Annotated in this window: 11 protein-coding genes; 7 read left to right on the plus strand and 4 right to left on the minus strand. The window is 70.9% G+C overall.

Annotation, left to right across the window (positions count from 1 at the left end; translation table 11 throughout):
• Window position 1 precedes the first annotated feature (1 nt).
• From ACFQEV_RS07870 to ACFQEV_RS07900, 7 genes are read left to right on the plus strand one after another with little or no spacing between them, the layout of a single operon-like run.
• Window positions 2-919: a precorrin-3B C(17)-methyltransferase gene (locus tag ACFQEV_RS07870; protein WP_379694460.1), complete on the plus strand. Its 918-nt coding sequence runs from the start codon at window positions 2-4 to the stop codon at window positions 917-919.
• A gap of 2 nt (window positions 920-921) precedes the next feature.
• Window positions 922-1902, plus strand: coding sequence for a precorrin-3B C(17)-methyltransferase (gene cobJ, locus ACFQEV_RS07875; protein WP_379694463.1), 981 nt, complete (start codon window positions 922-924; stop codon window positions 1900-1902).
• Window positions 1892-2164, plus strand: coding sequence for a ferredoxin (locus ACFQEV_RS07880; RefSeq protein WP_379694465.1), 273 nt, complete (start codon window positions 1892-1894; stop codon window positions 2162-2164). The genes cobJ and ACFQEV_RS07880 overlap by 11 nt, the downstream gene beginning before the upstream one ends.
• A complete protein-coding gene (locus ACFQEV_RS07885; protein WP_379694468.1) occupies window positions 2157-2873 on the plus strand; it encodes a cobalamin biosynthesis protein in 717 nt (238 codons plus the stop codon). Before ACFQEV_RS07880 ends, ACFQEV_RS07885 begins: the two co-directional genes overlap by 8 nt.
• A complete protein-coding gene (locus ACFQEV_RS07890) occupies window positions 2870-4096 on the plus strand; it encodes a CbiX/SirB N-terminal domain-containing protein (protein WP_379694470.1) in 1227 nt (408 codons plus the stop codon). The genes ACFQEV_RS07885 and ACFQEV_RS07890 overlap by 4 nt, the downstream gene beginning before the upstream one ends.
• 5 nt (window positions 4097-4101) lie before the next feature.
• Entirely contained in the window at window positions 4102-4473 is a 372-nt protein-coding gene (locus ACFQEV_RS07895) for a DUF3209 family protein (RefSeq protein WP_379694472.1), read from the plus strand.
• Window positions 4466-5701 (plus strand): outer membrane protein assembly factor BamB family protein, encoded by a 1236-nt coding sequence (locus ACFQEV_RS07900; protein ID WP_379694474.1) that lies wholly within the window; start codon window positions 4466-4468, stop codon window positions 5699-5701. Before ACFQEV_RS07895 ends, ACFQEV_RS07900 begins: the two co-directional genes overlap by 8 nt.
• 97 nt (window positions 5702-5798) lie before the next feature.
• Here the strand turns inward: ACFQEV_RS07900 and ACFQEV_RS07905 are convergent, their stop codons facing one another.
• Genes ACFQEV_RS07905 through ACFQEV_RS07920 form a run of 4 tightly spaced genes read right to left on the minus strand, consistent with a single transcriptional unit; the run spans window position 5799 to window position 9424 of the window.
• Window positions 5799-6158: a (2Fe-2S) ferredoxin domain-containing protein gene (locus ACFQEV_RS07905; RefSeq protein ID WP_379694476.1), complete on the minus strand. Its 360-nt coding sequence runs from the start codon at window positions 6156-6158 to the stop codon at window positions 5799-5801.
• The gene (locus tag ACFQEV_RS07910) at window positions 6158-6922 is read right to left on the minus strand and encodes a CbtA family protein (protein ID WP_379694478.1); all 765 of its coding nucleotides are present in this window, start codon (window positions 6920-6922) and stop codon (window positions 6158-6160) included. The genes ACFQEV_RS07905 and ACFQEV_RS07910 overlap by 1 nt, the downstream gene beginning before the upstream one ends.
• A 2-nt stretch (window positions 6923-6924) precedes the next feature.
• Window positions 6925-7113: a CbtB domain-containing protein gene (locus ACFQEV_RS07915; protein WP_379694481.1), complete on the minus strand. Its 189-nt coding sequence runs from the start codon at window positions 7111-7113 to the stop codon at window positions 6925-6927.
• A gap of 58 nt (window positions 7114-7171) precedes the next feature.
• A complete protein-coding gene (locus ACFQEV_RS07920) occupies window positions 7172-9424 on the minus strand; it encodes an ATP-binding protein (RefSeq protein WP_379694483.1) in 2253 nt (750 codons plus the stop codon).
• Between the last annotated feature and the right edge of the window lie 18 nt (window positions 9425-9442).

Genomic DNA, 9442 nt, shown 5'->3' on the forward strand with positions numbered 1-9442 from the left:
CATGAGCGGCACGGACGCCGCCGCGAACGACACCCCGGACGACGACGCGATGGGGACGCTCTACGTCGTCGGTATCGGCCCCGGCCTGCCCCACGCGATGACCCAGCGAGCCAAGGACGTCGTCGCCACCGCCGACTGCGTCGTCGCGTCGAACCTCTATCAGGAGTTCCTCCGGCGCGACGGGACGCTCCCGCCCGAGAGCGCCGAAGTGGACGCGGCACCCGACGGCGGGACGACTGCGAGCGGCGACCCCGGAACCGTCTTCGAACGGCGCGGCGGTACCCGGCAGACGGTCGTTCGCTCGACGATGGGGCGACAGATAGAGCTGGCCCGCGAGGCGTTCGACCGCGTCCGCGCGGGCGAGGACGTGGCCCACGTCTCGGGCGGCGACCCGAACGTCTACGGCAAGAGCGACCTCCTGTTCACGATGGCCGAGGAGGAGGAGGCGTACGACGTTCCCATCGAAGTCGTCCCCGGCGTCACCGCGGCGCTCGGCGGGGCGGCGAACCTCGGCGCACCGCTCTCGAACGACTTCTGTACCGTCTCGCTGTCCGACAAGTGGCGAGGCTGGGACGAAATCGAGGAGAAACTGCGCGCGGCCGCTATCAGCGGGTTCGTCATCGTCCTCTACAACTGCTGGCGCGACTACCAGCGCGCCATCGACGTGATCCGCGAGGAACGGGCCGACGACGTACCGGTCGGCATCTTCAACGACGCCGGACGGGGCGACGCGGGCCGGAATCTGGACGACGAGACGCACACCATCACCACCCTCGGCGAGGCGAACGACCACGAGGACGAAGTCGGCGGGATGGGCACCTCCATCCTCGTCGGCAACCACGAGACGGCGGTCTGGGAGAACGACCACGGAACGCACCTCGTCACCCCGCGCGGCGGGCGTGACGTCGACGACTTCTAACAATGAGCACCGACGACACCACAGAGCGGAGCACAGGCGCAGAGAGCGAATGCGGAGCGAACGACGGCGCGAGCGCGGCCGACGGCGCGACCGACGCCGGGTCGACTTCGAAATGCGGAGCCTCCGGGTCGTCCGCGTCCGGATGCGGCGGATCGAAGAGGGCGGCGACCGACGAGAAGGTCGGTTCGACCGTCGAAGACTTCGAGGCGGACCCCGGACGACTCGTCGCCGTCGGGTTGGGTCCCGGGCAACCGGACGGGATGACGCAACGCGCCCGCGGCGCACTGCTGGAGGCGGACCACATCGTCGGCTACACCACGTACATCGAACTCCTGCCGGAGGAGGTCACCGAGTCGGCCGAGGATCTGTACGACACGCCGATGTGCGGCGAGGTGTCCCGCACGGAGGAGGCGATAGACCGAGCGCTCGCCGGTCACGACGTCGCCATCGTCGGGAGCGGCGACCCGAACGTCTACGCGCTGGCCGGACTGGCGCTGGAGATCCTCGAATCGAAGGGCGCGACGGCGAGCGTGGTCGATTTCGAGGTGGTCCCGGGCGTACCGGCCGCCCAGTCCTGCGGCGCGCGGTTGGGCGCGCCCCTCGTGAACGACACGGTCAGCGTCTCGCTTTCCGACCACCTGACTCCGATGCCGACCATCGAGTCCCGACTCCACGCCGTCGCGGGCGAGGGGTTCACCATCGCCATCTACAACCCGTGGAGCCGCAAGCGCCGGGAGAACTTCGAGAAGTGCTGCGAGATTCTGCTGGAACACCGCGCGCCGGACACCCCGGTGGGAATCGTCCACGGCGCGGGCCGCGACGACGAGCGGGTCGAAATCGTCGAACTGCGGGAGTTGGAGGAACTCGGCGAGACAGACCTCGTGGACATGACCACGACCCTCTTGGTCGGCAACGAGGAGACGTACGTCTGGGACGACCGGATGGTGACGCCGCGGGGGTACGAGTCCAAGTATGACTACTGAGTACCGGATCCGCCTCGACCGGCGCGCCTGCGAGGGCGTCTTCGCCTGCCTCGTGCGAGACGGCCGATTCGCCGAGGCGTCGGACGGGCTGGCGACGATAGCGGGAGCGGAGCGAGACGCCGACGGGGACGGAGACGGCGACGGCGACGAGGTGGTCGTGGCGTTCGCGGACGACCGACTGGCGGACGCCCAACAGGCCGCCCGCGCCTGTCCCGTGGACGCCATCGACGTGGCCGAGGTGGCCGAGGTGGACGATGAGTGACTCGGGCCCCGAATCGCCGACGCCGGAACCGGTCGCGGACCTGCTCTCGGCGACGGCGGAGACGGCGTACTTCTGGGGGCGCGTGGTCGGCGACGGGGAGTTGACGCGGGACTGCGTGACCGTGCGAACCGAAGACGAGACGTCGGCCGACGCGTTGGCGGCTATCGCCGGCGCGGACCGAACCGACCACGAGCACCGGGTGGCCGCCCGCGAGTCCGCGCACGACGCCTCCGTCGTCCGCTTCGAGGACGAGTACGAGCTGCAGGTGTTCGGCGCGCCGGCCGAACGCGCCGGCGCCGCCCTCGGCCTGCCCATCGACGGGCAACCGGGCGGGTACCGGTTCGACGCGTTCTCCGAGCACCACGCGCAGCTCGTCCGGGGACTGCTCGAAGCCTGCGGCACCGTCTGCTTCCGCGAGTCCTCGGGGTCGGTCGGGGTGTCGTTCGTCCACGACGACGAGGCCCTGCTTCGGACCGTTCGGTCGCTCCTCGACGCCGCCGAACCGCGCGTTCCGACCGACGACCTCTCGGAGACGTCCTCGGGCGGCCACTGGTTCGGACTGGCCGACGACGCCGACGCCGCGGCGTTCGCGGAGTGGGCGTACGCCGGCAGCGACGAGACGGGACTGTACTCGGCGGAGAGACGGCAGAAGCTCCGCCGGAGCGTCGAACGCGCGACCGGAAGCGAGGTGGGAGCGCTCTCCCGATGACCGCGAACGCGAACGCGACCCCGGTCGGACTGGACGACGAAGCCGTGCTGTTGGTCGGCCACGGGTCCCGCCGGGAGAAGTCCAACGAGCAGGTTCGCACGCTCGCCGCCGAGTTGGAGGGCCGACTGGGCGTCCCGGTGGACGCCGGCTTTCTCGAACTGGCGAAGCCCGCGATACCGGACGCCATCGCGGGCCTCGCGGCGAGCGTGTCGCGGGTGACCGTCGTCCAACTCTCGCTGTTCGCGGCGAGTCACGTGAAAAACGACGTTCCGCTGGCGGTTCGGGAGGCCCGCTCGGACCACCCCGAACTCGCGATACGCGCCGGCGCGCACCTCGGCGTCCACCCCGCGCTCGTCGATATCCTCGACGACCGGGCCGCGGCCGTGGAAGCGGAGTTGGGCGCGAACCGCGAGGAGGACGACGTCGCCGTCGTGCTCTGCGCTCGCGGGTCCAGCGACCCAGATGCGAACGGCGACGCGCACAAACTCGCTCGGTTGCTGTACGAGGGGCGGGCGTTCGACCGCGTCGAGACGTCGTTCGTCGGCGTCACCGAACCCCGCCTCGACGAGACGCTGCACGCGGTGGCCAAGCACCGCCCGGACGCCGTCGTCGTGCTCCCGTACATGCTGGGCGACGGCATGCTCACCGGGCGCATCCGCGACGGTGCCGACGAGTTCGACGGCGCGTACCCGTACGTGGACGTCGCGGCCGGCGACCCGCTCGGAACCGACACGCGCCTGTTGGACGTCCTCGGCGACCGTTGGCAGGAGGCGCGCACGGACAGCGTGGACATGTCCTGCGACACCTGCAAGTACAAGGTCGAACTCGACGGCTACGAGGAGGACGTCGGCGGCGCGCGTGCGATGCTGCGGGCGCTGACGCACCGGGAGTCGCACGCGGACCGCGACGACGTGGACGAGGAGCCGCACGCCCACGACGCCCCGGAGAAACACGTCGCGGTGTGTACGAACCAGACCTGCGCCGCCGACGGGTCGCCGGCCGTGCTCGAACGGTTGCGCCAGAAGGCGCGCGACTCCGACGCCTGCGACGCCCGCATCACCCGTTCGTCCTGTCTCGGTCGCTGCGGCGACGGCCCCGTGGTCGCCGTCTATCCGGATGGCGTCTGGTACGGCGGCGTAGACGCGAGTGACGCGGAGCGAATCGTCTCGTCCCACCTCGATGGGGACCGCATCGTCTCGGACATCGTCGATCAGACGCTGTAACAACAATGAGCTGCTACGAAATCGAAGCGCTACGACTCGGACTGATGAACGTGCTCGGAACCGAAGACCGGAGCGTACGCGAACACGCCAAAACGGAACTCGACGGGCACCTCGACGGACCCGTCGAGGCCTTGGCGAACGCCGCGACGCTCTCGGAGGTCCAGCGCCACCTCGACGCGGCGCTGGTGGACCTCGAAGAGGAGATAGCCGCGACGGACGCGGACGACCCGGAGTACGACTACCTCCGCGGACGGCTGGTGGCCGTTCGAGACGCCGAACGCGCCGTTCACAGGCTGACCGACCACGGCGAGAGCGTCCTCGGCGGACTGGGCGAGGCGCACGACGTCCTCCACGAGACGTTCCCCGTCGATGAGTGACGCGGGAGAACCGCGTGCGGTCGAACTCGGCGAGGTGACGCCGGCCCGGTCACGCCACGCCGGCCGCCGGTCGGCGGTCGAACTGGTCGGCGAACTCGTCGTCACCGGGACGGCCGCCGGCGACGTCCTCGCGCACGACCGGTCCACGCTCGACGAGCGTTGGAGCGCCGAAACGTGGAGCGAGAGCGCGTCCGTCGTGTCGGCGGCGTCGTTCGGCGACGGCGTCGCGGTCGGCGAACGCGGCCCCGAGGGGACCGTCCGGCTCTACGACGCCGACGGCGGCGAACTCCGCTGGGCGTACGACACGGCGGCGGACGTGGGAACTCCGCAGAGAGCGTCCCGGTTCTTCCTCCCGTTCGTCGTCGATACCGCGTCCGACGGCGACCGACTGTACGTCGCCTCCCGCCGCTACGAACGCGACGGCGACCACCGGTCGTTCTCCAGCGCGGTCTACGCCTTCGACGAGGGAGGAGAGCCGATTTGGACGCACGAGACCGACGCCTCCCCGATCAGCATCGACGCCGACGGTCGCCGCCTCGGGGTCGCGTACAACCGCTGTCCGGGGACTCACCAGTACGGCCTCGTCGTCCTCAACGCGGAGACGGGCGCGGTACGGTGGGAGTGGGACCCCGGCACCGACGGTCAGCGACGCGTCGGCGACGTCTCCCTCGTCGGCGACGGCGCCGTCGTCGCCAGTCACGGCGACTACCGCGGGTACCGCCTCGGCCGAGGGGGGTCCGAGGAGTGGCGCGTCGATCTAGCGCCCCCGACGTCCGTCGGCGACGAAACGCTGTACGCGTATCCGAATCACGCGCACGCGACGGCCGACGGCGCGGTGTTCGTCACGGGGAACACGTACTCGACCGACGGTCGCGAGACCGAGTCGCTGCATCCGCGCGAACACACCGCCTTCGGCTACACCCCCGACGGCGAACGCGCGTGGACGGCCTCCGTCGGCGGGTTCGCCGGCGAACTTGGCACCGAGGGAGGACGCGTGGCCGTTCCCGGGGCGCAGCACTTCCGGACGCGCGACGCCGACGTCCACGGCCTGCGACTGTTCGGCGTCGGGGTCGGCCACGGGGCGAGCCTCGAAACCGACGGCGTCGTCACGGCGGTCGCACTCGACGGCGAGGCGTTCGCCGCCGTGGAGGAACCCGTCGTCTATCACGACGACGGCGAGGAACGCGGCACGTACCGGTTGCTGCTCGGAACCGAAGGCCGACGGTAGGCAGCGGCAGCGTAGTCGATTACTCGCCGAACACTGAGAGAACAGTTCTTCTGTGGGGCCTCGACGTTCCTCGGACGGCGGCAGAACGCGCGCGGCGCTACTCGTCCGCCGGAACCTCGTCGCCTCGGCCGTCACCTAACTCCGTCGCCTCCGGGCCGAACTCGCCTTCGAGCAGGTCCGGTACCTCCTCCGGAGTCACGTCCGAGTACCACCGGCCGCGAGGGTGGATGGCCACCGCGGTGCCCTCGGCGCTACACAGTCCGAGACAGCTCGTCTCGGCGACGTGGACGCGCGACCAGAAGACGCCTCGGTCGCGAAGCCACGACGTCACCGCGTCGTACACCGCCGCGCCGCGCGCGTCCGCACAGCAGGCGTACTCCGAGTCCCGCGCGTTCGTACAGACGAGCACGTGGTCGGAGAACCCCCTCTCGGCGACGTCCGCGGTTCGACGCCTCATCAGTCCGCCCCGACCGTCGCGTCCGTCCGCGGCGTCGCGCCCTCGGCCGTCCGACCGTCCGCCGAGCGGAGACGGAGGCGGGCGTGCGTCCCCGCGAGGACCAGCCAGAGCACCGCCTGTCCGAACACGACCATCCCGGTCAGCCCCGTCGCCAACTCGGCGGGAAGCGGACTCTCTGCGGGGTTCGCCGGCGCGAGCGCGACCGGAACCGCGAGCAGAGCGAAGGGAAGCACCGCGGCGATGGCGGCGGTGACTCGTCCGTGCGCGCCTCGGAGACGGTCGTACGCGAACCCCGAGAGCAGGCAGACGAGCCCGCCGGCGACCATCATCCCCCCGTAGAGGAGGATGCGGGTGTCCGTCGGGAGCGCCTGCTCTCCTCCGACCTGCGGCGGGAGCACGAGCCACGGCGCGCCCGAGACGGTGACGAAGCCCGCCGCGGCCACGAGGTAGCTCTTCGTTCCGCCGGTTCCCGGTATCGCGGGTTCGAGGAGGTAGTAGGCGACGCCGAAGACCACCCCGCCGAGGAGGACGCCCCACAGGACGCCGGAGACGACGCTCACTCCGTTCGTGACCGCCGTCGAAACGGCGCTGTCGTGGTGCGCGTCGCCCGCCTCGTGGTGGTGGCCCCCCGCGTGGTGACCGTCGCCGCCGAACTCGTCGGCGAGCGCGATGAACGGGTTGCCGACGAGGGCGACGAGCAGGCCGAACACCAGTCCGGCGACGATGCCCGCCTTCACGCCCCGCTTTACGTAGGTAAAGAGCATACTCAGTGGCAGGTGACGCCCGCCGCGTGCCGGAAGTTGTGCATCGAATCGTGCACCATCGGCTCCTGCACGAACAGCAGTGCGAAGCCGAGCGCGGCGACGAGAGCGAGTCCGACGGCCATCTGCGTCGGCGTCAGTTCCATTCGAGCCTGTTCGATACGACCGTGAACGGTGTTGTTGGCAGCCGCCATTCTAAACCACAGTTGCACAATAACAAGTGAACTTGTAAATCTTCCGAGTGGGCGAAACCTAACTTTCGTGGGCGGCGCCGACGGCGGCGTCTATCCGTCCGGCGGAGAGCGAGGAGAGCGGGACGCGCTCGCCGTCCGTCTCGTCCGCTATCACTCCCGTCAGTCCGGTCCTCTCGTCGTCGCCCGCGTCCACGACGACCACGTGAGCGCCGAACTCGGTCAACCGGCGCGCGGCCTCGCGCGTCTCCCGGACCGGACTGCCGTCCGCGACGTTCGCCCGCCCGTCGGTGACGAGGACGACGACGCCGGCGGCCGGGTCGGCCCGTTCGAGGACGTCGCCGGCGGTCCGGAGTCCGGCGGGCAGCGGCGTCCGGTCGCCGGTCGGCAGGTCCTTCAGGTGGCGAGCGGCGAGGGTGACGCTGTCCGTCGGCGGGAGGAGGACGCTCGCCTCGTCGCCGGCGAAGGCGACGAACGCGACTTCGTCGCGCTGTCGGTACGCGTCCTTCAGGAGTTCGAGCACGGTGCCCTTCGCCGCGCGCATCGCGGGCAGCATCGAGGCGCTGGCATCGACGACAAACAGCACGAGCGCGGAGGCGTCGCTCCGAGAGACGGACTGGCGCAGGTCGCGCGACTCGACGGACGACGCCCCGCGGGCGGTCGCCGCGCGAACCGACGCCGCGGCGTCGATGCGCCGGTTCGAGTCCGCGCGCTTACTCCGCACGCGGGCCCCGTCGTCGTCCGCGTGCGGCCGCGTCCGCGACCGGGTTCCGCTCCCCGCTCTCCCCCGCTCGACGGCCTCCGGCGCGGACAGTTCGGGGGCGGCCGACTCCCCGACGCCGGCGCGGGACTGCCCCGGCACCATCGGTGTTCCCTCCGTCCGCTCGTCGCTCTCGCCCGACTCACGGTCGCCGTCGCCGGTCCGCGCTTCGGCTCCGCCGTCCGCGCCGCCACTCCCGCCGTCGGACTCGTCGCCTTCGCCGTCGGACTCATCGCCTCTGCTGTCGGCGTCGCTCCCGCCGTCCGGTTCGGACGGGTCGGGCGTCGTCCGGCCGGAATCGTCCGTCCCGCCGGCGTCGTTCGGCCCGTCGGAGGACACCTCGTCGGGGTCGGAGCGGTCCCCTTCGTTACGCTCCTCCCCGTCCTCTCCGTCCTCCGCGCCCTCCCGGCCGTCATCGCCTCCGCCGTCGAAGTGGTCGTCGATGAGTTCGTCGGGGTCGGGGGCGTCCTCGAACGGGCGCGACCGAAGCCGGTGGGGGAGAGCGAGCTCCGCCGCCCGCCGAACGTCGGACTCGACCACCTTCGAGCGCCCGTCGAGGGCGGCGAACGTCGTGGCGGCGCGCGCCGCGGCGATGTCCCCGCGGTGTCCCTCGACGCCCGAGTCCCGGCAGAGTTCCGCGATGTCTCTGGCGAACTCCGTCGGAAGTACGACCTCGGGGAGCCGTTCTCGGGCCCGTCGCAGTCGGCTTCGGAGGGCCTCGTCGTCGCGTCCGTCGTCCGACGCCTCGGTCGCGTCGGCGTCATCGGACTGTGTCCGATGGGCAGTCGAGCTCTGCTCGACTACGTCGCCGAGGTTCCCTCGGCGGCTCGACGGACGTTGTCCGTCGGCGCCCGTCCGACCCATCGCCCGGTCGATGATGCTCACCCGCCGGTCGAGGTCCTCGCAGGCCGTGACCGTCGCTTGGAGCGCGAAGCGGTCGCGCAACTGCGGTCTGAGCTCTCCCTCCTCGGGGTTCATCGTCCCGACGAGCGTGAACTCGGCCGGGTGGGAGACGCTCACGCCGTCGCGTTCGACCGTGTTGACCCCGCTCGCCGCCGCGTCGAGCAGCACGTCCACGAGGTGGTCGTCGAGGAGGTTCACCTCGTCCACGTAGAGGATGCCGCGGTTCGCGCGGGCGAGCAGTCCGGGGTCGAACTCGCGGTCCCCGGCCAAGGCGTCCGCGACGGAGAGCGTCCCCACTACCCGTTCGCGCGTCGCCCCCAACGGCAGCGTCACGAGCGGTACCGGCCGCTCGGTCGTCGGCGGGTCCGACCGGTCGCGACAGTCCGTGCACTGCTCCGCCGGGGCGTTCGGCGGACAGCCGTAGGGGCAGCCCTCGACGACCTCCTGTCTCGGGAGGAGGTCCGTCAGCGCCCGGACCGCGGTGGATTTCGCCGTCCCCTTCTCGCCGCGTATCAGCAGCCCGTCCAACTCTTCGTTCGCCGCGACGGTTAGTAAAGCGCTCTTGAGTTCCTCCTGACCGACGATTTCCGAGAAAGAGAGCGACGTACCCCGGTCGTACGAAGCTTTTTTGGCTCTGCCGAAATCAACCATGGTTGTATTAGCGCAATG

It is taken from the genome of Halopelagius fulvigenes, assembly GCF_042662625.1.
Classification (GTDB): domain Archaea; phylum Halobacteriota; class Halobacteria; order Halobacteriales; family Haloferacaceae; genus Halopelagius; species Halopelagius fulvigenes.

Excerpts from the sequence above, each read along its gene's own strand:
- ACFQEV_RS07880 (WP_379694465.1), top strand. The coding sequence starts at position 1,892 with ATGACTACTGAGTACCGGATCCGCCTCGACCGGCGCGCCTGCGAGGGC.
- ACFQEV_RS07920 (WP_379694483.1), bottom strand. The coding sequence starts at position 9,424 with ATGGTTGATTTCGGCAGAGCCAAAAAAGCTTCGTACGACCGGGGTACG.
- cobJ (WP_379694463.1), top strand. The coding sequence starts at position 922 with ATGAGCACCGACGACACCACAGAGCGGAGCACAGGCGCAGAGAGCGAA.
- ACFQEV_RS07870 (WP_379694460.1), top strand. The coding sequence starts at position 2 with ATGAGCGGCACGGACGCCGCCGCGAACGACACCCCGGACGACGACGCG.
- ACFQEV_RS07900 (WP_379694474.1), top strand. The coding sequence starts at position 4,466 with ATGAGTGACGCGGGAGAACCGCGTGCGGTCGAACTCGGCGAGGTGACG.
- ACFQEV_RS07905 (WP_379694476.1), bottom strand. The coding sequence starts at position 6,158 with ATGAGGCGTCGAACCGCGGACGTCGCCGAGAGGGGGTTCTCCGACCAC.
- ACFQEV_RS07895 (WP_379694472.1), top strand. The coding sequence starts at position 4,102 with ATGAGCTGCTACGAAATCGAAGCGCTACGACTCGGACTGATGAACGTG.
- ACFQEV_RS07910 (WP_379694478.1), bottom strand. The coding sequence starts at position 6,922 with ATGCTCTTTACCTACGTAAAGCGGGGCGTGAAGGCGGGCATCGTCGCC.
- ACFQEV_RS07885 (WP_379694468.1), top strand. The coding sequence starts at position 2,157 with ATGAGTGACTCGGGCCCCGAATCGCCGACGCCGGAACCGGTCGCGGAC.
- ACFQEV_RS07915 (WP_379694481.1), bottom strand. The coding sequence starts at position 7,113 with ATGGCGGCTGCCAACAACACCGTTCACGGTCGTATCGAACAGGCTCGA.
- ACFQEV_RS07890 (WP_379694470.1), top strand. The coding sequence starts at position 2,870 with ATGACCGCGAACGCGAACGCGACCCCGGTCGGACTGGACGACGAAGCC.